Raw genomic sequence first — 24,085 nt, 5'->3', positions numbered from 1 at the left:
TATGGTGTACCTGAAAAATCGCAGGGCCTGGTTTTGGGAGTCCTTCGGCCTCCAACGGGGGCAAGCCCCCTCGCCACAGAGAACTCATAACGCTGGAAGCATAACCAGACAAACGTGAAACATTCGTCACCACCGATTTGGCCTGCCATGCGAAGCTGCTTATCATGGCGCGCCCAAACGCTTTCAAGAGTTACTTATGCGCCGCCTGCTCACCGGCTGTTTCGTTACCCTGCTGCTGTTGCTTAACACCCTGGTGCTGTTCGGGCCTTTGATGGTGTTCGCCCTGCTGAAACTGCTCCTGACCGGGCGCTTTCGCGATTACGCCTCCTGGACGGTGATGTGGATTGCCGAAACCTGGGCCGAAATCGACAAACTGATCTTCCGGCTGTGCATTCCCACTCAATGGGACATTCGCGGCGGCGATGATTTGCGCCGCGACACCTCGTATCTGGTGATCGGCAACCATCAATCCTGGGTCGATATTCCGGCACTGATCCAGACGCTTAACCGGCGCACGCCGTTCTTCAAATTCTTCCTCAAGAAAGAATTGATCTGGGTGCCATTCCTGGGTCTGGCCTGGTGGGCGTTGGACTATCCGTTCATGAAGCGATACACCAAGGCATTCCTCGCCAAAAACCCGGAGCTGGCCGGCAAGGATCTGGAGATCACTAAAGAAGCCTGCGAGTTGTACAAGCGTCAGCCAGTGACGGTGGTCAATTATCTGGAAGGCACTCGATACACCTCGGCGAAAAGCGCCCAGCAGCAGTCACCGTTCACCCACCTGCTCAAGCCCAAGGCTGGCGGCGTGGCTTTTGTGCTGGCGGCGATGGGTGAGCAGCTGGATGCCGTTCTCGATGTGACAGTGGTGTATCCACAGCAGAAGATTCCAGGGTTCTGGGATTTGATCAGCGGCAACGTGCCGAGGGTGATCATCGATATCCAGACCCGCGAACTGGACCCGGCGCTGTGGCAAGGCGATTACGAAAACGATGCGGCGTTTCGCGAAACAATCCAGAACTGGGTGAACCAGCTCTGGATCGAGAAGGACCGGCGCATCAAGGAGCTACGCGTCGAGGGCTGACTCAGCTACCGGTGCCTGCGCCCCAGATCCCGCCGAGATTTTGCAGCAACGAACCGGCAACACCTTGCTGGCCGAGGTACTGCAGAATCACCGGGGCAAACAGGCCGATCATCCCGGTGTCCATGCCCAGGGCACTGAAGGCGTTGTTCAGGTCATTGGTGTCCTTGACGTTACCCAGCAAGCCATCGAGCAACGCATTCTTGTCCGACCCCGCGCCGAGCAACCCGCCCAGACCGTTCAGGCCACCGATGGCACTGTTGCCAGCGATTTGACTGAGGCCCGGCACGTTTTTACTCAGCTCGGAGAAGTCTTCGCCGCTGAGTTGATTCCTGGCCAGCCCCAGCATCGCACCGGCGCCGCCGATGGCCTGTTCCGGGGTGATGTCGAGCTGCGAGCCCAGGGTATTGAGCAAACCGGCCGCCTTGGGCGCCGCCGCCACGATGCCATCGGCATCATCATCGCCCTCGCCGCCTTCGTCACCCTGCATCGCCGAAACCGCTTTGGCCGCATCAACGAGACTGAACTGTGCAAAGGCCGGGCTGGCAGCCAGCGTCGTAAACGAAGCGACAGCCATGAGTGATGCCAGTGCAAAACCGCGTGAAACGTTCATCCAGACATCCTCTAGTGGCATGAAAACCGCCCGGTAACGAGGCGGAAAAACTGCCGATTTGACCGGACATCCGTCGGCATGTTCCCCCGTCACCTCTATGAAACGTGAAACTCCGGACTCACGCGATGAATGGCATACAGGCACCCGGATCTGGAGGAAGAAGTGAGGCGACTTTTGTGGCGAGGGGGCTTGTCGGAACGCCGCACCGCCCCGTTGTGTCAGACAAAATGTGGTGTCTGGATTAACGACGGCTGCGCCGCCGAACGGGGGCAAGCCCCCTCGCCACAGGTTTAGTGTGACGCATAAAAAAACGGCGACCCGAGGGTCGCCGTTTTGCTTTGCGTGAAGCCTTACGCCGCGCTGAACAACTTGTGCGGATCGATCACAAACTTCTTCGGCACGCCCGCATCGAACTCGCCATAACCACGTGGAGCGTCATCCAGGCTGATGACTTCAACACCCACGATGTCGGCAATCTTGATGCGATCCCACATGATCGCCTGCATCAGCTGGCGGTTGTACTTCATCACTGGCGTCTGGCCGGTGTGGAAGCTGTGGGATTTGGCCCAACCCAGACCGAAGCGAATGCTCAGGCTGCCCATTTTCGCGGCCGCATCCACAGCACCCGGGTCTTCAGTCACGTACAAGCCGGGGATACCGATTTTGCCAGCCACCCGAACCACGCCCATCAGGGAGTTGAGCACGGTCGCCGGAGCTTCGTGTTTCACGCCGTCATGGCCGTGACCGCGGGCTTCGAAGCCCACCGCATCGACGGCGCAATCCACTTCAGGCTCGCCCAACAGCGCGGCGATCTGTTCGTGCAGAGGGGTGTCTGTCGACAGGTCGGCGATTTCGAAACCCTGAGCCTTGGCGTGAGCCAGGCGGATCGGGTTGACGTCACCGATGATCACCACCGCAGCGCCTAACAGGCGAGCGGAAGCGGCAGCTGCCAGACCAACCGGACCGGCACCGGCGATGTACACCGTGCTGCCAGGGCCAACGCCGGCGGTCACTGCGCCGTGGTAACCGGTCGGCAGGATGTCGGAGAGGCAAGTCAGGTCGCGGATTTTTTCCATCGCGCGATCGCGATCCGGCAGTTTCAGCAGGTTGAAGTCGGCATACGGCACCATCGCGTACTCAGCCTGACCACCGGTCCAGTCGCCCATGTCGACATAACCATAGGCACCGCCCGGACGCGCCGGGTTAACGCTGAGGCAAACACCGGTGTGCATTTCCTTGCAGGAACGGCAGCGCCCGCAAGCTACGTTGAACGGTACGGACACCAAGTCGCCGATTTGCAGATTCTCGACGTCGCTGCCCTTCTCGATCACTTCACCGGTGATCTCGTGGCCCAGTACCAGGCCGGTTTGAGCGGTAGTACGGCCACGCACCATGTGCTGGTCGGAACCACAGATGTTGGTGGAAACCACACGCAGGATGACAGCGTGGTTAATCTTCCTGCCGCGCGGGTCCTGCATTTTCGGATAGTCGATTTTCTGTATTTCGACTTTGCCATTGCCGAGATACACCACACCACGATTGCCAGACATGCTTTCACCTCGCTGTTGTTTTTATGTAGCGGTCGCGTCGCCATGGATCGGCGGCGCGTTGATTGCTCGGGTTGTTGCCTGTGTATCTTGTGTTGTTTGGGAGGGCCCTTTCGCGGGCAAGCCTCGCTCCTACAGGATTGAAGTCGTTCCCATTTTTTCGCGGGCCACCTCAACCCTGTAGGAGCGAGGCTTGCCCGCGAAAGCGATCTAAAGAACGACAGTGCGATTGGCGTTCAGAAAAACCCTTCGTTCAATGTGATAACCAACAGCCCGTGCCAACGTCAGCCCTTCGATATCCCGCCCTTTGGCGATCAAGTCTTCGGGGTAATGGCTATGATCCACAGCCTCCACGCCCTGGGCGATGATCGGGCCTTCGTCCAGGTCGTTGTTGATGTAATGCGCCGTGGCACCCACCAGTTTCACGCCCTTGTTGTAGGCCTGGTGATAAGGCTTGGCGCCTTTGAAACCCGGCAGCAGGGAGTGATGGATGTTGATCGCCTTGCCGTCGAGTTTGCGGCACAGCTCTGGCGACAGGACTTGCATGTAGCGCGCAAGAATCACCAGTTCAGCCCCGGACTCTTCGACCACCTGCCAGACCTGACGCTCCTGCGCCGGTTTGTCGTTCGGGTCCAGCGGAAAATGGTAGTACGGAATCTGATGCCAGTCGGCCAACGGCTTGAGGTCCGGGTGGTTGGAGACCACGGCGGCCACGTCCATCGACAATTGACCGATGCGCTGGCGGTAGAGCAAATCGTTGAGGCAGTGATCGGCCTTGGAGACCATGATCACCACTTTCGGGCGGTAGTTCGGCGCCGTGAGTTCGAAGATCATGCCGAAGGCTTGGCCGCGTTCTTCGAGACCGGCGCGGAAGGCTTGTTCGTCGAAGCCGTCGGGCTGACGGAATTCCACACGAATGAAGAAACGACCCGAAAGCCGATCATCAAAGGAATGGTGCTCGGTGACGTAGCAGCCCTGCTCGAACAGAAAGCGGGTCACCGCATCCACGGTGCCGAGGACGCTAGGGCAGTCGGCGGTCAGAATCCATGTGTCTGGGGCGCGGCTCATAGTGCGGTGACTCCTGTTCGAAAATACCTACGCGACTGCGAAGACTGGCACGGACCTTGTGGCGAGGGGGCTTGCCCCCGTTCGGCTGCGAAGCAGTCGTAAAACCATTCAATACGGTTGAACTGATGAACTCTGGGGCCGCTTCGCAGCCCAACGGGGGCAAGCCCCCTCGCCACAAAAGCTCCCTCGCCACAATTACGCCTGGACGCTAAGCCCGTACTCAGCGGCAGCATCTTGCAACCACAACCACCAGTAATCCGAGAAGCTGCGGCGGATCAGCAGTTCCCAGGTGTCTTCGGCGGTATGGCGGATCATCAATTGCGACTTGGCGAACACCGTGCCCACAGCCTTGCCCACCGGGAAGTTGTTGGGGTGCACGTCATAGCTGGTGGACTTCATCAGCACCTGACGCACGTTCGGGCCGCTGAGTTCGAGGATCTGCTGGCCACCGCTGACGTTGACGATCTGGATGTGCAGGTCGCCCAGTGCTTCACGCAGCTTTTTCTCGGCGGCAAATTCTTCACCAGTCGGCACGATCAGCAGCCATTCATCCGGCCCCATCCATTGCAGGCTGGTTTCGCCTTTGATGACCACGGTCAGCGCGGCTGGCAGTTCCAGGCCAAGAGCCTTGTGCACGCCGGCGGCAAACGCTGCATCGTGGCCATCGCCACGAATGGTCAGGTGGCCGAGGAGTTTTTTCTCACGCACGATCACGCCGGCGTTCTTGCGGCCCTTGCCCACCAGGCTGGCGAGGTCGGCATGATGCAGCGACGACTCGGCCTTGGCCCCGGTGGTTGGGCGTTGTTGGTAAACATTGGCTGCGGTCATAAAGCACCTGTTCCTGAATTCAATTTCCTGTGGGAGCGTGGCTTGCCCGCGATGGGAGCAACTCGGTCTGCCTGTGGCACCGCGTTATCGTTCATCGCGGGCAAGCCCGCTCCCACAGGGGACTGTGGTGTTACACGTTCTGGCGATCGCCTTTCGGATCGAAGAACACCGAAGAAACGATTTCCGCCTCGATCACGCTGCCGTCGGCCAGCGGTGCGAACACCCGCTCACCCATGCGCTTCAGACCGCCCTTGACCACACCCATGGCAAACGAATAGCCGAGGGAGTTGTGCAGGTAGCTGGAAGTCACGTGACCAACCATGGTCATCGGGATGGTTTGCTTGGTGTTGAACACCAGTTGCGCACCTTCCGGCAGCCATTTGGTTGGATCGATCGGCTTCAGACCGACCAGCTGTTTGCGCTGATCACGCACGCAGTCTTCGCGGTTCATGCCACGCCAGCCGATCCACGAGAACGGTTTGGTGCGACCGACACACCAGCCCATGTTCAGATCGTCCGGGGTCATCGAGCTGTCAGTGTCCTGACCGACGATGATGAAGCCCTTCTCGGCCCGCAGTACGTGCATGGTTTCGGTGCCGTACGGAGTCAGGTTGTACTTCTTCCCGGCCTCGACGATTTTCTCGAGCACGCCCATCGCGTAGTCGGCCTGCACGTTGACTTCGTACGACAGCTCACCGGTAAACGAAATCCGGAACACCCGCGCCGGTACACCGCCGACCAGAGCTTCTTTCCAGGTCATAAACGGGAAAGCTTCGTTGCTCAAGTCGACGTCGGTGACTTCGCTGAGCAGCTTGCGGCTGTTCGGCCCGGACAGGGTCATGGTTGCCCAGTGATCCGTCACGGAAGTGAAGTACACCTTCAGGTCTGGCCATTCGGTCTGATGGTAGATTTCCAGCCATTGCAGCACGCGTGCAGCACCGCCGGTGGTGGTGGTCATCACGAAATGGTTATCGGCCAGGCATGCAGTCACGCCGTCGTCGAACACCATGCCGTCTTCTTTACACATCAGGCCGTAACGCGCCTTGCCCACGTCAAGCTTGGTCCAGGCGTTGGTGTAGATGCGGTTGAGGAACTCGCGGGTGTCCGGGCCCTGGATGTCGATCTTGCCCAGGGTCGAAGCGTCCAGCAGGCCGACGCTGTCGCGCACGGCTTTGCATTCGCGCTTCACGGCGGCATGCAGGTCTTCACCGTTTTTCGGGAAGTACCATGGACGCTTCCACTGACCGACGTCTTCAAACTCGGCGCCGTTCTTCACGTGCCAATGATGCAGTGCGGTGAAACGAACCGGCTCGAAGATGTGCCCACAGTGACGACCGGCCACGGCGCCGAAGGTCACCGGCGTGTAGTTCGGGCGGAACATGGTGGTGCCCATCTGCGGGATGGTCACGTTCAGCGAACGGGCGGCAATGGCCAGACCGTTGACGTTGCCGAGCTTGCCCTGATCGGTGCCGAAGCCCAGTGCGGTGTAGCGTTTGACGTGCTCGACCGACTCGAAGCCTTCGCGGGTCGCCAGTTCGATGGCGGCAGCGGTGACGTCGTTTTGCAGGTCGACGAATTGCTTCGGCGCCCGTGCGGTAGCTTTTTCGTGCGGCACCTGGAACAACGCCAGCGTCGGTTCTTCCAGACGGCTCAGGGCTTTCGGCAAGGTCGCTTCGACCCCGCTGAAACCGGCTTCGCTGGCGGCGCGAGCGCCCCCTTCAAAACCATCGGCCAGCGAATCGCCGAGGCCGTAGACACCGTTGATGCCACCGACGCACACACGTTTTTGCGGTGCTTCGCCCGGTACGAAACCGAGGATGTCTTCACGCCAGATCGGCTTGCCACCCAAGTGCGATGCCAGGTGAACCACCGGGCTGTAACCGCCGGAGCTGGCGACCAGGTCGCAATCGAGCCACTCGCCCGGGCTGGTCACGGTGTGTGCTTTTACGTCAATCGCGGCAACGCGAGCGGCGGTCACGTGCTTGCTGCCACGGGCCTCGATCACGGCGCTGCCGGTCAGGATGCGGATGCCTTTGGCGCGCGCTTCTTCAACCAGCGCACCGCGCGGATTGCTACGGGCATCGGCGATGGCGACGACTTGCAGGCTGGCGTCGAGCCAATCCAGAGCAACGCGATAGGCGTGATCGTTGTTGGTCGACAGCACCAGTTTCTTGCCCGGTGCCACACCGTAACGGCGCACGTAAGTCGACACAGCGCCGGCGAGCATGTTGCCCGGCACGTCGTTGTTGCCGTAAACCAGTGGACGCTCGTGAGTACCGGTCGCCAGCACTACACGCTTGGCGCGAACCCGGTGGATACGCTGACGTACCTGGCCAATCGGAGCACGGTCGCCGAGGTGATCGGTGAGGCGCTCGTGAATGGTCAGGAAGTTATGGTCGTGGTAACCGTTGACCGTGGCGCGTGGCAACAGCAGCACGTCCGGGGTGTTTTTCAGCTCGGCGATGACGCTGGCGACCCACTCGGTGGCAGGTTTGCCGTCAAGGCTTTCGCGGGTGTCGAGCAGGCTGCCGCCGAACTCTTCCTGCTCATCGGCCAGGATCACGCGCGCACCGCTGCGGGCAGCCGCCAGTGCAGCCGCCAGACCCGCAGGGCCAGCGCCAACGATCAGCACGTCGCAGTGCTGGTTCATGTAGTCGTAGGTGTCCGGATCGTTCTCGGTCGGCGAGCGGCCAAGGCCGGCAGCCTTACGAATGTACTTCTCGTAGGTCATCCAGAACGATTGCGGGTACATGAAGGTTTTGTAGTAGAAGCCCGGCGGCATCAGCTTGCCGCCGACCTTGCCGAGAATCCCCATCATGTCGTTGTTCACGCTCGGCCAGCCGTTGGTGCTGGTGGCGACCAGGCCTTGATACAGCGCTTGTTGCGTGGCACGTACGTTCGGGATTTGCGTGGCTTCGGTCGCACCGATCTGCAGCACAGCGTTCGGCTCTTCGGCACCGGCGGCGAAGATGCCGCGTGGGCGCGAATACTTGAAGCTGCGGCCGATGATGTCGACACCGTTGGCCAGCAAGGCTGCGGCCAGGGAATCACCTTCAAAGCCTTTGTAGACTTGGCCGTTAAAGGTGAAGCTCAGCACTTTGTTACGGTCGATCCGTCCGCCGTTGGACAGGCGATTGATCTGGCTCATACCTTCTCTCCCAGAGCCGTGGCGGCCGCTTTCGGGCTGTCGGTCTTGTCGGTGAACTGCGGCTTGGCGCCGATCTTGTAGGTTTCGAGAATCTCGTAGGTCACGGTGTCACGGGTGGCGTTGAAGTACTGACGGCAACCGGCGACGTGATCCCACAGTTCGTGGTGCAGACCGCGAGGGTTGTCGCGGAAGAACATGTAATCGCCCCACTCCTCGTCGGTGCAGCTGTTCGGATCCAGTGGACGCGGGATGTGCGCCTGGCCGGATGCGTGGAATTCCTCTTCGGAGCGCAGTTCGCCGCAGTGAGGACAGAAGATATGCAACATGGGGATTTCTCCTGTTAGTGGGCAACCGCAGCAGCGCCGTGTTCGTCGATCAACGCACCGTTGTGGAAACGGTCGATGGAGAAAGGTGCAGCCAATGGGTGCATTTCACCCTTGGCCAGGCTGGCGGCAAATACGTTGCCCGAGCCAGGTGTTGCCTTGAAGCCACCGGTGCCCCAACCGCAGTTGAAGAACATGTTCGGTACCGGTGTTTTCGAAATGATCGGGCACGCATCCGGCGTGGTGTCGACGATGCCGCCCCACTGACGGTTCATGCGCACGCGGGACAACACCGGGAACATCTCGACGATGGCCTGAACGGTGTGTTCGATCACCGGATACGAACCGCGCTGGCCGTAGCCGTTGTAGCCGTCGATACCGGCGCCGATCACCAGGTCGCCCTTGTCGGACTGGCTGATGTAACCGTGTACGGCGTTGGACATGATCACGCTGTCGATAATCGGCTTGATCGGCTCGGACACCAGCGCTTGCAGCGGGTGCGATTCGATCGGCAGACGGAAACCGGCGAGTTTGGCCATGTGCCCGGAGTTACCGGCGGTGACCACACCGACGCGCTTGGCACCGATGAAGCCCTTGTTGGTTTCAACACCGATGCACACACCGTTTTCCTTGCGGAAGCCGATCACTTCGGTCTGCTGGATCAGGTCCACGCCCAAGGCGTCAGCGGCACGGGCAAAGCCCCATGCCACGGCATCGTGACGGGCCACGCCGCCGCGACGCTGGACGGTTGCGCCCATCACCGGGTAGCGAGTGTTCTTGGAGCAGTCGAGGTACGGAATCTCGTCAGCCACTTGTTTGGCATCGAGCAGTTCGCCATCGACGCCGTTGAGGCGGTTGGCGCTGACACGACGCTCGGAATCACGAATGTCTTGAAGCGTGTGGCACAAGTTGTAAACGCCGCGCTGGGAGAACATCACGTTGTAGTTCAGGTCCTGGGACAGGCCTTCCCACAGTTTCATCGCGTGTTCGTACAGGTGCGCCGACTCGTCCCACAGGTAGTTGGAGCGAACGATGGTGGTGTTGCGCGCGGTGTTACCGCCGCCCAGCCAGCCTTTCTCGACCACGGCCACGTTGGTGATGCCGTGTTCCTTGGCCAGGTAGTAGGCGGTCGCCAGACCATGCCCGCCACCGCCGACGATGACCACGTCATAGACCTTTTTCGGGGTCGGCGTGCGCCACATCTTCTGCCAGTTTTCGTGATGGCTGAGGGAGTGTTTGAAGAGGCCGAAGCCCGAATAGCGTTGCATAGTCATTTACTCCAAAACCGCGCTCAGCGATAAACCGGGAAGTCCGCGCACAGGGCTGCCACTTGCTGCGCGACATTCGCTTCGACATCGGCATCGCCGAGGTTGTCGAGGATGTCGCAGATCCAGCCGGCCAGCGTGATGCACTGGGTAACCTTGAAGCCGCGAGTGGTCACCGCCGGGGTGCCGATACGCAGGCCGGAGGTCACGAACGGCGACTGTGGATCATTCGGGACAGCGTTCTTGTTCACGGTGATGTGGGCGCGACCGAGTGCTGCATCCGCCTCTTTGCCGGTGAGGCCCTGACGGATCAGGCTGACCAGGAACAGGTGGTTATCAGTGCCGCCGGACACTACATCGTAGCCGCGTTTGATAAATACGCCGGCCATGGCCTGGGCGTTGTCGATCACTTGTTGCTGGTAAGCCTTGAAACCAGGCTCCAGCGCTTCCTTGAAGCACACCGCTTTACCAGCGATGACGTGCATCAACGGGCCGCCCTGGGCGCCCGGGAAGACTGCGGCGTTGAGCTTCTTCTCGATTTCTTCGTTGGACTTGCACAGGATCAGGCCGCCACGTGGACCGCGCAGGGTCTTGTGGGTGGTGGTGGTGACCACATCGGCGTACGGCAGCGGGTTCGGGTACAGGCCGGCAGCGACCAGACCCGCAACGTGAGCCATGTCGACGAACAGCAGCGCACCGACCTTGTCGGCGATCTGACGGAAACGTGGGAAGTCCAGAGTCTTGGAGTATGCAGAGAAGCCAGCGACGATCATCTTCGGCTTGCATTCGACGGCCAGGCGCTCGACTTCGTCGTAGTCGATCAGCCCGGTCTTGGTGTCGATGCCGTACTGCACGGCGTTGTACAGCTTGCCCGAGGACGACACTTTGGCGCCGTGGGTCAGGTGACCGCCGTGGGCCAGGCTCATGCCCAGAATGGTGTCGCCGGCTTGCAGCAGAGCCAGGTACACGGCGCTGTTGGCGGAGGAGCCGGAGTGCGGCTGCACGTTGGCATAATCGGCGCCGAACAGTTGCTTGGCGCGCTCGATGGCCAGCGCTTCAACCTTGTCGACGTGCTCGCAGCCACCGTAGTAGCGCTTGCCCGGATAGCCTTCGGCGTATTTGTTGGTCAGGCCGCTGCCTTGCGCTTCCATCACGCGCTTGCTGGTGTAGTTCTCTGACGCGATCAGCTCGATGTGATCTTCCTGGCGTTGCTCCTCGGCATTCATCGCCGCCAGCAGTGCATCGTCGTAACCCTTGATCTGGTCTTGCTTGCTGAACATCGCGTCTCTCCCAGCGGCATCTATGCGCCATTCGTCTCGGTAAGGCACTGGCGTTACGGCAGTGCCCTTTGGATGCGATGGTATGACCGGCGCAGACAGGTCAAATGCCTATGGACGCCACGCAAAGGTGCGTTTACGACATGGGCCGAAAAGCCTGACCGAACACAATCTTCAAATCAGAAAGGAACCCCTGTGGGAGCGGGCTTGCCCGCGATAGCGGTGGGTCAGCTGACATCAATGCTGGAGTGATGCCGCCATCGCGGGCAAGCCCGCTCCCACAGGGTTTTGCGCGTGTCAGGCAATAAGTTGGCGTAAGGCCAGAAGCACAAGGAAATGCGCGGGATAGAGCGCGTAAGCCCAACGGCGCATCGGCGGTGGCCGGATGCCTTGGGCATGTCGCAATAGCAACAGCCCCAGCAATGGCGCAATCAGACAAGCGGCAATGCCGAGGATGGCTGCATTGCTGTGAAGTCGCGCAGCGTAATACAGCACTTGCCATTGATTGGCCGCCAGGCAAACCAGCCCCGGCAGCAGGCTGAAATACCAGGGCCGGTGAATCACCAGCAACATCGCCAGCGGCAACAGCACGCCGAAGAAACCGAACATCAGTCGCTCCGGGAACAGTGCTGCCAGCAACAAGGCACCGGCCGCCAATAGTCGCGACTGAAGCATCCTGTGCTGCCAGCCACGGGCGATCAACAGACCCAGAACCAACGTGGGCAACACGTTCAAGGTGTTGTGATCAGGAATGTACATCCGGTAGGGGATTTCGCTTATAGCGCTAAACAGCAACAACCAACCGAGGTAACGCCACTGGCCGTCGGTCGTGACTGCATGGACTCGCGACAGGTTCGCCGCCATCGCCAGACAGAACCATGGAAACGCCAATCTGCCCGGCACGTACAGCAGATCGACGGAATAACCGACATATCGCAGGTGATCGAGCACCATGCTCAGCAGCGCCAACCACTTGAGCAGATCCAGCGCCCCATCCCTTTGCGTCATGTGCATAATTGCCCGTCAACCGTGTATTTTTCTGACAGCAACATCCCGTGTGCTCCCCGGACGATCTTCGGTAAAGTGTGCACCATCATTGACCAACGAAGCGCCACAAGCGCCTCGATCACGGAAGCCGGCCATGACCGATAAGAGCCAACAATTCGCCAGCGACAACTATTCCGGTATCTGCCCTGAAGCCTGGGCTGCCATGGAACAGGCCAACCACGGCCACCAGCGCGCTTACGGCGACGATGAGTGGACCGCACGCGCATCGGATCAATTTCGCAAACTGTTCGAAACCGACTGCGAAGTATTCTTCGCCTTCAACGGCACCGCGGCCAACTCGTTAGCCCTGTCATCACTGTGCCAGAGTTACCACAGCGTGATCTGCTCGGAAACCGCCCACGTCGAAACCGACGAATGCGGCGCGCCGGAGTTTTTCTCCAACGGCTCCAAGCTGCTCATCGCCCGCACCGAAAACGGCAAGTTGACGCCGGAATCGATCCGCGAAATCGCCCTCAAGCGCCAGGACATCCACTACCCGAAACCGCGCGTCGTGACCCTGACCCAGGCCACCGAAGTCGGCAGCGTGTACACCCCGGAAGAAATCCGCGCCATCAGCGCCACCTGCAAAGAACTGGGCCTGAACCTGCACATGGACGGCGCGCGGTTCTCCAATGCGTGCGCGTATCTGGGCTGCTCGCCAGCCGACCTGACCTGGAAGGCCGGCGTTGACGTGCTGTGCTTCGGCGGCACGAAAAACGGCATGGCGGTGGGCGAAGCGATTCTGTTCTTCAACCACAAACTGGCTGAAGACTTCGACTATCGCTGCAAACAGGCCGGGCAATTGGCGTCGAAGATGCGCTTCCTCTCGGCGCCGTGGGTCGGGATTCTGGAAAACGACGCCTGGCTCAAATACGCCCGCCACGCCAACCACTGCGCGCAGCTGCTGGCCGAACTGGTAAGCGACATTCCTGGCGTGGAACTGATGTTCCCGGTGCAGGCCAACGGCGTGTTCCTGCAACTGTCAGAACCGGCCATTGCCGCACTGACCGCCAAGGGCTGGCGCTTCTACACCTTCATCGGCAACGGCGGCGCACGGTTCATGTGCTCGTGGGACACCGAAGAAGAACGCGTGCTTGAACTGGCGGCAGATATTCGGGAAGTCATGGCAGCCTGAAGCCCACAAGCTGATCGTTCCCACGCTCTGCGTGGGAATGCCTCTGGGGACGCTCCGCGTTCCTGCCTCACCGCTGACGCAATGTCCAACACCGTTGTGACGCAGAGCGTCACGGGCTGCGTTCCCACGCAGAGCGTGGGAACGATCATGATCCCGCAAGAGTTGGTCTACATTGACTGGCGAGCCGTTTCGATCCGCATCGATAACAACAATCAGGAGCGTACGCATGTCATTACAAGGCAAAACCCTGTTCATCACCGGTGCGAGCCGTGGCATCGGGCGTGAGATTGCGCTGCGGGCAGCAAAGGACGGGGCCAACATCGTGATTGCCGCTAAAAGCGCCACTCCTCACCCCAAACTGCCTGGCACCATCTTCAGCGTGGCGGCGGAGGTTGAAGCCGCGGGTGGCAAGGCGTTGGCTTTGCAGGTGGATGTGCGTGATGAAGTTGCTGTGCGCCAGGCCATGGCCGACGCCTCTGAGCATTTCGGCGGCATCGACGCGCTGATCAACAATGCCGGGGCGATCAAGCTGACCGGGGTGCAACACATTGAGCTCAAGCGCTTCGACCTGATGCATCAGATCAACACCCGCGCCGTGCTGCTGTGCAGTCAGGCTGCCCTGCCCTATCTGAAAAAAACCGCCGGCCACATCCTCAACCTGTCACCGCCGCTGAACCTGACCACCAAGTGGTTCGCCCAGTACAGCCCCTACACGGTGACCAAATACGGCATGAGCATGCTGACTTTGGGCATGAGCGAGGAATTCGCCTCCTACGGCATCAGCGTCAACTCCCTGTGGCCGCAGACCATGATCGCGACCGCTGCAATCGAGTTTCAGCTAGGGTCACGCGAGTCGTTCAAGCATGCGCGTTCGCCGGCGATTATGGCGGATGCGGCTTACGCGATTCTGAGCAGCAGAGGCCGCAGCATTACCGGGCGCTTGCTGATTGATGAGGAGATTCTGCGGGAGCATGGGGTGACAGATTTTGAAGGGTATCGGTTTGCGCCTGATTCCACCGACAAACTGATGACGGATCTATTTGTCGACTGACTCGGAATGGATATCCACAACTCTCTGTAGGAGCTGCCGAAGGCTGCGATCTTTTGATCTTGATCCTAAAAATCAACGTCAAAAGATCGCAGCCTTCGGCAGCTCCTACAGGGATATTCGCCAGCCATCAAGGACGCGTAGATACCGATCAGAACTCGATCCGCACATCCCCTTTCGGCACGCTGCAGCACGACAGGATGAACCCTTCGGCTTCGTCTTCCTCGGTAATCCCGCCGTTGTGGTCCATTTCGACTTCACCACCGAGCTTCATCACCTTGCACGTCCCGCAGATCCCCATCCCGCAGGCTTTCGGGATCAGCAAACCAAGCTTGGCCGCCGCCGCATGCACGGTTTCGCCCGGCGCCACACGAATGCTCTTGCCGGATGCGGTGAATTCCACCTGATGCAGATCCGCCGCGTCGACTTCCGGAGCATCCGCCGCTTGTTCGGCTTGCTCCACCGCGTCGGCACGGGCTTCCGCTGGCGTCGCGCCGAAGGATTCTTCGTGATAACGCGTCATGTCGAAACCTGCCGTCTCGAGCATGCGCTTGACCGCGTTCATGTATGGGGTCGGGCCGCAGCAGAAGACTTCACGCTCAAGGAAGTCCGGCGCCATCAATTCGAGCATCTTATGATTCAGGTAACCGCGATAACCAGCCCACGGCTCGCCCAGACCATGCTTCTCGCAAATCAGGTGCAGGCTGAAGTTGTCGATCCGCGACGCCATGTGTTCCAGCTCGCGGTGATAAATGATGTCTTTGGGCGAGCGGGCGCTGTGGATAAACACCATGTCGACGTTGCCGTTGGTGTCGTAGAACCAGCGCGCCATGGACATGACCGGGGTGATGCCGACGCCACCGCTGAGGTACAGAACTTTCGGCGCGGTGAAATCCATGGCGTTAAACAGCCCGACCGGCCCGTGTACCGCCAGTTCCTGGCCTTCATGCAGGGTGTCGTGCAGCCAGTTGGACACCTTGCCCCCCGGTACGCGCTTGATGGTCACCGAAAAGCTGTACGGCACCGACGGCGAACTGGAAATGGTGTAGGAGCGCATGATTGGCACGCCGTCGATTTCCAGCTCCAGGGTGACGAACTGCCCGGGCTTGAAGAAGAACAGGATCGGCTGGTCAGCCATAAAGCAGAAGGTGCGCACATCCCAGGTTTCCTGGATGACTTTGACGCAACGGACAATGTGTCGACCATTGGCCCAGGTCTGGGTGGTTACCGGGTTCAGGAAGCTGTTGGACATGCTGATCTCCACGGCCGACTACCGGCCTTTATGTTGGCGATTCTGCGTATAGCGCAGCCCCTCCATTTACCTATCTGCGACATTCACATACTTATCGCGACCAGCCCCCAATTACCGGGGGTTGCGCGTCGGGAACAGATTGGGCCATGTCGCCCATGGATAAGGTTCTGGCGAGCGCCGGCCCCACACTCGCCCCATACCAAGACACAACCTTTACACCTTGCGTAGCAAACCTGATCAGCCACTTTCGCGGCCACGCAGATGGCCTTGAGGAAACACACGATGGACGTCACCACTACCCTGAGCCTGGGCGATCCACTGGAACCCGCACGCAAGGCCACCGCGCAGATGCTACAAGAGCGCGAGCGCACTTTCTCGCTGCCGCAGCCGTTTTACTCTGACGAGCGGCTGTTTGATATCGACATGCAGGAAATCTTTCAGAAAGAGTGGTTGATCGCCGGCATGACCTGCGAAATCCCGACCAAGGGCAACTACCTGACCCTGCAAGTCGGCAAAAACCCGATCATCGTGATTCGCGGTGCCGACGGCGTGGTGCATGCATTCCATAACGTCTGTCGTCACCGCGGTTCGCGGCTGTGCACCAGTGAAAAAGGCAAAGTCGCCAAACTGGTCTGCCACTACCACCAGTGGACGTATGAGCTGGACGGTCGCCTGCTGTTCGCCGGCACCGAAATGGGCGCCGACTTCGACATGAAGCAGTACGGCTTGAAGCCTGTGAATGTGAAAACCGCTGGCGGTTACATCTTCATCAGCCTGTCGGAAAACCCGCCGGCCATTGATGACTTCCTGTCGACGCTGAACCATTACATGGAACCGTACGACATGGAGAACACCAAGGTGGCGATCCAGACCACCTTGTTCGAAAAAGCCAACTGGAAACTGGTGCTGGAAAACAACCGCGAGTGCTACCACTGCAACGCGTCGCACCCGGAACTGTTGAAAACCCTGCTGGAATGGGACGACGTCACCGACCCGCGTGCCGACCAGGCCTTCAAGGACCACGTCGCTGCTTCGGCCGCTGCCTGGGAAGCCGAGAAGATCCCTTACGCCCACGCCAGTTTCGGCCTGCGTAACCGTATCGTGCGCATGCCGCTGCTCAAGGGCACCGTGTCGATGACGATCGACGGCAAGCAGGGCTGCAAAAAACTCATGGGCCGCATCAAAAACCCGGACCTGGGTTCGATGCGCATCCTGCACCTGCCGCACTCGTGGAACCACTGCATGGGCGACCACATCATCGTGTTCACCGTGTGGCCGATCAGCGCTCAGGAAACCATGGTCACCACCAAGTGGATCGTCCACAAGGACGCGGTCGAAGGCGTGGACTACGACGTGGAGCGCATGCGCCAGGTCTGGGATGCGACCAACGACCAGGACCGTCGCCTGGCCGAAGAAAACCAGCGCGGGATCAACTCCACCGCGTACCAGCCAGGGCCATACTCCAAGACCTATGAGTTTGGCGTGGTGAACTTTGTGGACTGGTACAGCGAGCGGTTGCTGAACAACCTTGGTGCCGAGCCTGCGCCGTACCTCAAAGGTGTTCCGGTTCAGGGATAAGATCAAGAGCTTCGCGAGCAAGCCCGCTCCCACAGTTGACCGGGTCGTTCACAGATTTTGTGTACGCCACCGATCCAATGTGGGAGCGGGCTTGCTCGCGAAAGCGGTCGCACATTCACCCAATCAACTCGAAGACCACCGCACCGACCCATCCTCCCCAATAAACGTCTCTTCGATGTTCTCCCCTACCAACCGCACTTTCACATAACCGTTCAACACCCGATCCGGGTACGCCTCATCCCGCGCATTTTGAGTTTCCGACCACAACACCCGCGCATGCCCGTTCAGCTCACTGGCATTGCCGTAGGGAATCGCCCCATGCCCGGCGCAACGCGCATGCAACCCGCCTTGCGCGGCGTAGCAGATGCCGTTGTGCAAATGCCCCCAATACCAGTAATCCGGCTCACGACCCAAGGCATCGCACACCGGTTGATACAGCGCCGTCTTGTTGTGCCCGGAAATGTCGAAGCCCTGGTGATGACTGAGCACCATGATTTTCTTGCGCTGGGGCAGGCTTTTCATCCAGTCGATCTGCGGTTGGTTCAGGGTGCCATCCATGTACAGATTCATGGCGTCCGAGGCATACGCCGTGTCGAGGCCGATCACCAGCCAATCGTCGTTGTATAGCGCGAAGTAACTGGTGCCCTGCTGCGCGGGAAAGCGCTTGGCCAGTTCCTTGAAATAGCCGTGGGCGCCGCTGTACATCTCGTGGTTGGAATTGAGAGTGAACGAGCCCTGCGTGCCCATCGGCCAGCCGGCCATGTCCACGTCTTCCTGGGAATGGGTGCCGGCGTAATACACATCCCCCAGGTGAATGGTGAAATTGGCTCGGGCCAGTTGCATCTGATTAGCCACCGCCACCGCCGGGGCATGGCTGTCGAACGGTCCGGTGCCCCAGTCGCCGGCGATCGCCAGGGTCACGTCGCGATCCATTTTCACCAGTGCCGGGTCAGTGGCGAACGGCGCGTGATGCCGCAGGTTTTCGATCCATTTCAGCAGGGCTTCACTCCATAACAGGTCGAGCAGTTCCCATTTGCGGCAACCGAGCAGACTGCCGTCCTTCAGCACCCGGGTTTGTAGCTCATCCACCGTTTGCGGCAGCGGGCTGGCATTGCCGATACGCAGGATCGACAAGCCATGGGACAACTCCCACGGCACGCCCGGCTGATCGTCCGGCAACTCGCCGTGCTTGAGCACGTACTGCGCCTGATCGTGGCCGCGTTTGAGCAACGCAATGATGGCTTCGAACTCCTGGGGTTCGAGCTCGCTGACGAGCTTCATCCAGGCCATTTCCACGCGCGTGAGCAAACCATGCAGCCGCACTTTGACCTTGTCGTACTCGTGTTCCCAATGACTGACCAATGACATGTCGCTTTCCTCCATCCGTAGTGGAATCACAGGGTTTTCATGAACTCGATGAGCGCCCGCTTATCGAGTTCCGACAGCTGCGTGCCGTACAGATGGCCGCCGTTGTGGTTGCCCTCCAGACGGGTGTCGTATTTGAAGTCCGCCGAGGCTTTCATCTGCTGGCCACTGGTGACGAAGCCGACTTTGTCCTGGTCATACACATCGGAGCCGGTGAAGAACACCAGCGGTCTCTTTTCCGGTGGTTGCAGCAAGTCCCACAGGGTCGGCACCGAACCGTTGTGCAAGTACGGCGCGCGCAACCAGACGCCGTCGGTGGGCGTGTTGCTGTAGCTCTGGGTCTTGCGATAGGCGCCAAAGTCGAACGGCGATTTCTTGAAGCCATGGAAAGCCGTCACTAAACCATTGGTGAACGAGTTCAGCCGATGGGGATCGGTGCCCAGTTCATCAATGCTGGTGGTGACCTGACCGGTGTCGGTGCGGCCGAAATCGTGGCAACCGGCGCAGTTGTTTTCCCAGACCGGTTTGCCCCGGGCGACTTTGGCCTGATCCAGCGTGAACGGCCATGCCGGCGCCTTGTGGCCCAGCAACCAGTTGGTCACTCGGTTGAAGCTGGCCGGCAGCACCGACTCCGGCGTTGCGCCCACAGCCATCGCGGCCGCGTAGTTGCGCTCATGGATGTCGTTGTTGTTGCCGTCCCAGTGCAGGTACAGCGACTCCCGCGGCTTCTGGTTCCAGACTTGCGGCAAGTCGACGGTGCCGATGGTCGAGTCATCCGGAAAGCCGAACACCACCATTTTCGTCGGGTTGAAGGTGTCGGTGCGCCCCGGCCCTTGCGGTGCGCGCAGGCGTTGCCAGGCATAGGCCTGTTTCTGCTTGACCAGCGCGCTCGTGGCCATCGGAATGATCACGTAGCGGTTGTACAAGCGCTCGAAAAACCCGAGCTGGAACTTGCTGTTGATCGCCGTCATCACCGCGTCCGGGGTGAATGTCGGGTCGCTGGCACAATTGTAGGCGAACCACTGGAAGGCCTGCAGTTGCAGGGTGTTGGCCGGAGCGGTGGCCACCGGGATGGCGACATCGCTGGTATTGGCCCGGTAGGAGCCGGTGTGACACAGGGCGCAGTTGGGCTCTACGGTCGGGTAGCCGATCTGCCGCTTGGCCATGCCGATCGGCAGGTCCTTGCCGTTCTCGTAGAGGAAACCGAAGACTTCGTAGCCGCCGGGTTTCGGCAGTTTATCCGGGCACATCTGCGGCAATACGGCGAACAGGTAATAGGGAATCCGCGCCTCGATGCCCAGGCCGATGGCGCCGTATTTGTAGTGATCCTCATCGGAGGCGTATTGCTCTGCCGGCACCACCCGCAGCATCTGGTACCAGGTTTCGTAACAGATAAACCCCAGCGCCAGTACCACGACCAGCGTGGCGACTTTGAAGCTGTGCCGCTGCCAGCGTCGCGCCCACGCTGCGCGCCACTCATACCAGCCGTCACGAAGCAACGCCAAGGGTCGATTGGCTGGCGCGCTGCCCAGGTACAGCAGAACCCCGAGGATCAGGAACATGCTCAGATCGCCCAGCAGCATCGGCACAAACACCTGAGCCTGGTTGCTGGTGTTGATCAGGTAGATCCAGAACGCCACGGCGACCAGTCGCGACAGCACGCATAGCCATGAATGCACGACGTATCTTGGTGCGTTGAAGCCAGACGGCATGTAGAACAGGCTGATCCCCACCAACAGCATGCCGGCGTTTTCCAGCCACGGATCGGAGAGCTGCGGCGGCATCCCGAGCATCGAGGTCAGCAACGCCGGCGCAAACAGCGCCGGAATCGCGAAGACCATGTTCATCACAATGCCTATCCAGATGAAGCGTTGAAACCAGCGGATGTAACTGTCCATATTTTTCCCCAGATCGTTCCCACGCTCCGCGTGGGAATGCATCCCGTGACGCTCTGCGTCACACAAGCGGACGCAGAGCGTCCATGGCGGCACTCCCACGCGGAGCGTGGGAACGATCACCTAGCCGAGGGCCGTTTTCTCCAGGTGTTGCAGGATGATCGGGTACACATCGACCACCGCATTCTTGCCGAACATGCAGTCGATATGCCCGTAACCCGGCACTACATGCCGGCTGTAGCGCTCCGGTCCATGGGCTTTGCACACGCGCTCATAGGTCTTGAGCGTGCTTTCCGGCAGGTAGCACTGGTTGTCTTCGCCGCTGATGAAGCAGATCGGCATGGTCAGCCGGTCGAAGTGCGGCATGTAGACGTCCTGGCCCTTGAAGTCCACCAGATGGCCTTTGCGCAGGATCAACGCCAAGTGCTCGAAGGTCTGCATGTTCGATTCGCCGAACAGCTCATGCAGGTTGTCATGCAGGGTCTCGTTGAGCGTGTCATGCCGGTACAGCGACGCGTACATGAAGGTGATGCGATGGCACACCGGGTTGGTGCAGTAGCCCTGAGCCTCGATGCGGGCATACCCGTTGAGGGCCTTGTCGTAGAGCTTGTTGAACCAGCTCTCCTTGTTGTCGGCATACGCGGTGAGGGATTTGATGCCGATGGCGTCAAGCATCCCCGGAAGGTGCAGACCTGCCTTGAGCCCGGTTGCCGTGGCGACCACCGTATCCGCCGCGATCTGCGAACACACCACCGAACGCACGCCCTGCAATCCGGCCAGCAACGACATGAAGAAGGTGGTCGCCCCGTAGCAATGCACCACGCATTGCACGTCCGCGGCCTTGGTTGCTTGCTGGATCTGCGCGATGGCGGCCTTGAAGTCGTATTGCGCAATCTGATCGCCGTTCCATTCCTTCTTGCTCGCGGGCAATAGAATGCTCACCCGCAAATCCAGCAGCCAGACGTCGTACTCGTGCTTGCACAGGTACTCCAGCAGGTTGGTCTGGATGGTGTCGGTGGAGAAAATATTCGAGCCTACGCCCAAACCGTGGACCAGCATCACCGGCCCTTTGCTGCCGCCCTGATAGCGGGTCAGGCGTAGCTGTACGTTGTCTTCGGTCTGGAAGAACTGCACGCTCGGGATCGGCGCATCCAATGGGCGTTTCTGCCGCGGCGGTGCGTCAGGGTTGAAGTAGATGTCACCCGCGAACACGCCGCCGTAGCTCTCCCACAAGATGCCGGCGAAGAACTTGCCGAACCGCGCCAGCCCATCGATACGCTCGCGTTCGTTGCGGGCATTGAGCACCTTCATGGTGGTCATCTGCTTGGCGAAATCGACTGGATGGATGTGCATCACACCCGAACCCATCACCTCGCCGGTCTTGTCCGACCCGCGATACAGCGTTACGTAGAGGGTGCTGGTGTCGTGCCAGACGTTCAGCACGCCGTTGTCTTCGGGCACGGTTTTGAAGGCGCTGAAGTAATAATCGCTGCCGTCCTCGGCGGTCAGTTTCATGTCGTAATTCATGTGCCGCACGCCGACTTGTTCCTGATACTCCTCGAACAGGTTGAAAACGCCATTGCTGGCGGTCAGCGGCTCCGGCGACAGGCCCGGCGCATTGAGCGTGCCGACCAGCGTCGCGGCGTGTTCCGGCTCCTTGATCATGCGGTTGAGGTCGTTGGCGGTGATGGTCAGGGTGAACTCGATCGGCGAGTTATCCGACTCGCCGCGTTTGGCCGCCGCCTCGTAGAGTTTGAGATCGGTGCCTTGAGGCTGGGTGAAGTCCTTGGAGAAATAGCCCTTCATGGTCTCGGTGAACTGCACGCCAAGGGTTGGCGGCGCCACCTGTTTGCGCGGCGCAGAGGGCAACGTGTAATCGATATGCCAACCGCGATCGGCCGCCAGCAGGCCCATGTTGCGCTCGCTCACGGCGGAGATGGTCAGCAGCGGATTGACCGCCAGGGAAGTCGGAATCACCGCGCCGTCGGTCACGTACAACCCGGCATAGACATTGGTGCCACTGGCGCTGCTGAATACCTGCCCCTTGTGGTTGACCACGCCCTGTTCCGCGTCCTCGCCCATCACACAACCGCCCAACGGGTGGACGGAAACGATGCTGTGTTTGAGCAGCTCGGTCCAGATCGGGTTCTCGACCCAGATCCCGCCTAATGCCTTGGTGCTCTGGTGCAGACGCTCGTTACCGAGTTTGACGTTTTCCTGCTCGCCAACACCCGGCCAGTCGATGCGCAGCTGATCCTTGCTGTCGAGCACCATGCGACCCTTGCCGTCATCGTGACTCATGATCAGGTAGGTCTGCATGTTGTGCAGGGCGCCGTGATACGGGCCACGCAGGAAGCTTTCGGTTTCGCGCTCGGCGTACTTGAGCTTGCCGCTGAAGCTGTCATCGGTGGGTTTGCCGATCAACCCGGCGAACGCGGCCATGCTCGGCACCATGGGTCGGCCGAGCGCGCCGGGGATAGAACCTTCTTCGATGACCATGCGGCTGCGCCAGTCGCCTTCGGTGCGCATGTCGATGATCGAGGTGATGCACGGGCCGACCGGTTTCATTTCACTGGCCGGATGCGCGCCAAAACCGATGCCGTTGATCGGTTGGTCGCAGTTGTGACCGAAACCGAGGATGTCGCCATTGCCGCTCATGTTTTCGCCGAGCTGATTGGACGTCGACAGACCTTTGTCCCGAGAGCGCAGGAGGATTTCGGTGGAGCCCAGGGTGCCGGCCGACACCACGACGATGTCCGCCTTGACGAATAGCGTCGGTGCCGAGAACTTCTCGCGGCCGCTGTCCAGGTATTGGAAATGCACAATCCAACCGTCGCCGTCGGCGTCACGCTCCAGATGCCGCACCTCGGCCTGGCAGAAAATTTCCGCGCCGTGGTTCCAGGCATCCGGCAGGTAATTCATCAGCGTGGTGTTCTTGGCCTTGTTGTTACAGCCCGACACGCAGTCGCCGCAGTGGTTGCACGGTAATTGCTCGACGCCGACGTGGTTGAGGTTGTTCGGCAGTTTGTCGAAGGTCACGTTGATCGGCGGCTTGTAGAAGTGCGCGCCTTGCTTGAGGTAGTCCGCGGATTTTTTGTTGGCTTCCAGTTTCGGCAACACCGGCGACGTGCCTGGGTAAGGATTGGGCTTGAGCATCTCCCGAGCCCGGGCGTATCCATCCTTGAGCAACGTGTCGCGGTGTTCACGCACCGCCAACGGCCAACGTGGATCGTCGAACACGCCGGGCTCCGGTTCCAGCGCAACGTTGGCGTTGATCAGCGACGTGCCGCCCAGGCCGCAACCGACCACCACGTTCTGCTGGGCATTGACGTGCAGGTCGAACAACCCGGTGCGCGAACCGATGTGCCCATCCGGGTCATGGACTTGCAGTTCTTCAGTGGCCGCCAGCATCGTATTGGGGTATTCGCCGGGCTGTATTTCCCGGCCTCGCTCCAGCAGGCACACCCGCTTGCCGGCCCGGGACAGGCGCGACGCCGCGATCCCGCCGCCATAGCCGGAGCCGATGACGATCACGTCGTAGTGTTCCTTGATGTCGCTGATGGGCGTGGCGATCCGTGTCATGGGTCATTTCCTCTCAGGCAGATGGGCAACTCTGTG

17 protein-coding genes are annotated in these 24,085 nt (G+C 60.2%); 4 read left to right on the top strand and 13 right to left on the bottom strand.

Going from position 1 to position 24,085, the window contains the following annotated elements; all coding sequences use genetic code 11:
* Positions 1-196 precede the first annotated feature (196 nt).
* Positions 197-1,081: an acyltransferase gene (locus tag TU81_RS20295; protein WP_038981150.1), complete on the top strand. Its 885-nt coding sequence runs from the start codon at positions 197-199 to the stop codon at positions 1,079-1,081.
* Between the two features lies 1 nt (position 1,082).
* Here TU81_RS20295 and TU81_RS20290 read toward each other — a convergent pair whose 3' ends face one another.
* The 9 genes from TU81_RS20290 to TU81_RS20250 all read right to left on the bottom strand — a co-directional run bounded on the left by TU81_RS20290 (position 1,083) and on the right by TU81_RS20250 (position 12,161).
* Positions 1,083-1,691 (bottom strand): DUF2780 domain-containing protein, encoded by a 609-nt coding sequence (locus tag TU81_RS20290; protein ID WP_038981149.1) that lies wholly within the window; start codon positions 1,689-1,691, stop codon positions 1,083-1,085.
* 350 nt (positions 1,692-2,041) lie between these two features.
* On the bottom strand, positions 2,042-3,241 hold the full coding sequence (gene fdhA, locus TU81_RS20285; RefSeq protein WP_038981147.1) for a formaldehyde dehydrogenase, glutathione-independent: 1,200 nt from the start codon (positions 3,239-3,241) through the stop codon (positions 2,042-2,044).
* 207 nt (positions 3,242-3,448) lie between these two features.
* Entirely contained in the window at positions 3,449-4,306 is an 858-nt protein-coding gene (purU, locus tag TU81_RS20280) for a formyltetrahydrofolate deformylase (protein ID WP_038981145.1), read from the bottom strand.
* Between the two features lie 195 nt (positions 4,307-4,501).
* Entirely contained in the window at positions 4,502-5,134 is a 633-nt protein-coding gene (locus TU81_RS20275; RefSeq protein ID WP_038981143.1) for a sarcosine oxidase subunit gamma, read from the bottom strand.
* 130 nt (positions 5,135-5,264) lie between these two features.
* The gene (locus TU81_RS20270) at positions 5,265-8,282 is read right to left on the bottom strand and encodes a sarcosine oxidase subunit alpha (RefSeq protein ID WP_048396383.1); all 3,018 of its coding nucleotides are present in this window, start codon (positions 8,280-8,282) and stop codon (positions 5,265-5,267) included.
* On the bottom strand, positions 8,279-8,608 hold the full coding sequence (locus tag TU81_RS20265; protein WP_033053963.1) for a sarcosine oxidase subunit delta: 330 nt from the start codon (positions 8,606-8,608) through the stop codon (positions 8,279-8,281). Before TU81_RS20265 ends, TU81_RS20270 begins: the two co-directional genes overlap by 4 nt.
* A gap of 14 nt (positions 8,609-8,622) precedes the next feature.
* The gene (locus TU81_RS20260; protein WP_038981138.1) at positions 8,623-9,873 is read right to left on the bottom strand and encodes a sarcosine oxidase subunit beta; all 1,251 of its coding nucleotides are present in this window, start codon (positions 9,871-9,873) and stop codon (positions 8,623-8,625) included.
* A 23-nt stretch (positions 9,874-9,896) separates the two neighbouring features.
* On the bottom strand, positions 9,897-11,150 hold the full coding sequence (gene glyA / locus TU81_RS20255; RefSeq protein WP_038981136.1) for a serine hydroxymethyltransferase: 1,254 nt from the start codon (positions 11,148-11,150) through the stop codon (positions 9,897-9,899).
* A 294-nt stretch (positions 11,151-11,444) separates the two neighbouring features.
* A complete protein-coding gene (locus tag TU81_RS20250; protein WP_048396382.1) occupies positions 11,445-12,161 on the bottom strand; it encodes a TraX family protein in 717 nt (238 codons plus the stop codon).
* A gap of 127 nt (positions 12,162-12,288) precedes the next feature.
* On the opposite strand from TU81_RS20250, the gene TU81_RS20245 reads away from it, so the two are divergent.
* The gene (locus TU81_RS20245; protein ID WP_038981133.1) at positions 12,289-13,329 is read left to right on the top strand and encodes a threonine aldolase family protein; all 1,041 of its coding nucleotides are present in this window, start codon (positions 12,289-12,291) and stop codon (positions 13,327-13,329) included.
* Between the two features lie 226 nt (positions 13,330-13,555).
* Positions 13,556-14,380, top strand: a complete 825-nt coding sequence (locus TU81_RS20240; protein ID WP_048396381.1) for an SDR family oxidoreductase — start codon at positions 13,556-13,558, stop codon at positions 14,378-14,380.
* Positions 14,381-14,528: 148 nt separating this feature from the next.
* Here TU81_RS20240 and gbcB read toward each other — a convergent pair whose 3' ends face one another.
* The gene (gene gbcB, locus TU81_RS20235) at positions 14,529-15,629 is read right to left on the bottom strand and encodes a glycine-betaine demethylase subunit GbcB (protein ID WP_038981130.1); all 1,101 of its coding nucleotides are present in this window, start codon (positions 15,627-15,629) and stop codon (positions 14,529-14,531) included.
* Positions 15,630-15,911: 282 nt separating this feature from the next.
* Between gbcB and gbcA the strand changes: the two genes are divergently transcribed.
* Positions 15,912-17,207: a glycine-betaine demethylase subunit GbcA gene (gene gbcA, locus TU81_RS20230; RefSeq protein WP_048396380.1), complete on the top strand. Its 1,296-nt coding sequence runs from the start codon at positions 15,912-15,914 to the stop codon at positions 17,205-17,207.
* A 123-nt stretch (positions 17,208-17,330) separates the two neighbouring features.
* Here the strand turns inward: gbcA and TU81_RS20225 are convergent, their stop codons facing one another.
* The 3 genes from TU81_RS20225 to TU81_RS20215 form a co-directional block, all read right to left on the bottom strand.
* Positions 17,331-18,575: a metallophosphoesterase gene (locus TU81_RS20225; RefSeq protein WP_048396379.1), complete on the bottom strand. Its 1,245-nt coding sequence runs from the start codon at positions 18,573-18,575 to the stop codon at positions 17,331-17,333.
* Between the two features lie 26 nt (positions 18,576-18,601).
* Complete coding sequence (locus TU81_RS20220) at positions 18,602-20,470, bottom strand: c-type cytochrome (protein ID WP_048396378.1); 1,869 nt, start codon at positions 20,468-20,470, stop codon at positions 18,602-18,604.
* A 120-nt stretch (positions 20,471-20,590) separates the two neighbouring features.
* Complete coding sequence (locus TU81_RS20215) at positions 20,591-24,049, bottom strand: alpha/beta fold hydrolase (protein WP_038981123.1); 3,459 nt, start codon at positions 24,047-24,049, stop codon at positions 20,591-20,593.
* Positions 24,050-24,085: the final 36 nt, after the last annotated feature.

The organism is Pseudomonas lini (assembly GCF_001042905.1).
In the GTDB taxonomy this organism is placed as follows: domain Bacteria; phylum Pseudomonadota; class Gammaproteobacteria; order Pseudomonadales; family Pseudomonadaceae; genus Aquipseudomonas; species Aquipseudomonas lini.
Note: the sequence above shows the minus strand (reverse complement) of the source record. Positions and strands in the feature narration are given on the sequence as shown.

What these genes read in the sequence shown, in the direction of transcription:
- TU81_RS20295 (WP_038981150.1), top strand. Translation starts at nt 197, where the DNA reads ATGCGCCGCCTGCTCACCGGCTGTTTCGTTACCCTGCTGCTGTTGCTT.
- TU81_RS20290 (WP_038981149.1), bottom strand. Translation starts at nt 1,691, where the DNA reads ATGAACGTTTCACGCGGTTTTGCACTGGCATCACTCATGGCTGTCGCT.
- fdhA (WP_038981147.1), bottom strand. Translation starts at nt 3,241, where the DNA reads ATGTCTGGCAATCGTGGTGTGGTGTATCTCGGCAATGGCAAAGTCGAA.
- purU (WP_038981145.1), bottom strand. Translation starts at nt 4,306, where the DNA reads ATGAGCCGCGCCCCAGACACATGGATTCTGACCGCCGACTGCCCTAGC.
- TU81_RS20275 (WP_038981143.1), bottom strand. Translation starts at nt 5,134, where the DNA reads ATGACCGCAGCCAATGTTTACCAACAACGCCCAACCACCGGGGCCAAG.
- TU81_RS20270 (WP_048396383.1), bottom strand. Translation starts at nt 8,282, where the DNA reads ATGAGCCAGATCAATCGCCTGTCCAACGGCGGACGGATCGACCGTAAC.
- TU81_RS20265 (WP_033053963.1), bottom strand. Translation starts at nt 8,608, where the DNA reads ATGTTGCATATCTTCTGTCCTCACTGCGGCGAACTGCGCTCCGAAGAG.
- TU81_RS20260 (WP_038981138.1), bottom strand. Translation starts at nt 9,873, where the DNA reads ATGCAACGCTATTCGGGCTTCGGCCTCTTCAAACACTCCCTCAGCCAT.
- glyA (WP_038981136.1), bottom strand. Translation starts at nt 11,150, where the DNA reads ATGTTCAGCAAGCAAGACCAGATCAAGGGTTACGACGATGCACTGCTG.
- TU81_RS20250 (WP_048396382.1), bottom strand. Translation starts at nt 12,161, where the DNA reads ATGCACATGACGCAAAGGGATGGGGCGCTGGATCTGCTCAAGTGGTTG.
- TU81_RS20245 (WP_038981133.1), top strand. Translation starts at nt 12,289, where the DNA reads ATGACCGATAAGAGCCAACAATTCGCCAGCGACAACTATTCCGGTATC.
- TU81_RS20240 (WP_048396381.1), top strand. Translation starts at nt 13,556, where the DNA reads ATGTCATTACAAGGCAAAACCCTGTTCATCACCGGTGCGAGCCGTGGC.
- gbcB (WP_038981130.1), bottom strand. Translation starts at nt 15,629, where the DNA reads ATGTCCAACAGCTTCCTGAACCCGGTAACCACCCAGACCTGGGCCAAT.
- gbcA (WP_048396380.1), top strand. Translation starts at nt 15,912, where the DNA reads ATGGACGTCACCACTACCCTGAGCCTGGGCGATCCACTGGAACCCGCA.
- TU81_RS20225 (WP_048396379.1), bottom strand. Translation starts at nt 18,575, where the DNA reads ATGTCATTGGTCAGTCATTGGGAACACGAGTACGACAAGGTCAAAGTG.
- TU81_RS20220 (WP_048396378.1), bottom strand. Translation starts at nt 20,470, where the DNA reads ATGGACAGTTACATCCGCTGGTTTCAACGCTTCATCTGGATAGGCATT.
- TU81_RS20215 (WP_038981123.1), bottom strand. Translation starts at nt 24,049, where the DNA reads ATGACACGGATCGCCACGCCCATCAGCGACATCAAGGAACACTACGAC.